This window comes from Clostridium tagluense, assembly GCF_003865095.1.
GTDB classification, from domain to species: Bacteria; Bacillota; Clostridia; order Clostridiales; family Clostridiaceae; genus Clostridium_AD; species Clostridium_AD tagluense.
On record NZ_BHYK01000131.1, the window covers coordinates 1 to 359 of the forward strand.

Genomic DNA, 359 nt, shown 5'->3' on the forward strand with positions numbered 1-359 from the left:
GAAGAACTTAAAAACATGGTAGGATCTAAAGAGAAAGCATATAATATTTATAATAATTTTAAAAATAGAATAATAACCAAGGCACAGAAAGAACTTGCAGAAAAAACAGATATTAATTTTGACTATGAAGAAGTAAAGACCGGTAGAAAAGTAACTTCAATTAAATTTTACATAACCAGTAATAAAAATACTTGTAAAAGTGAAATAGCAGCTACCCTGGCAGAGCCTAAACCAAAGCCACAACAAAACATTGACCATATTAAACTTGTAAAAGAGATTATAAAAGAAGAAATAACAGACCAGGAGGCACAAAGCATATTGATTAGTGCCAATGGAGATATAAATATAATCAAAGAAAA

At 28.7% G+C, this 359-nt stretch carries 1 pseudogene; it reads left to right on the forward strand.

The features are described 5' to 3' along the window. A pseudogene (locus tag Ctaglu_RS24855) lies at nt 1-359 on the forward strand (replication initiation protein); the annotation flags it as partial.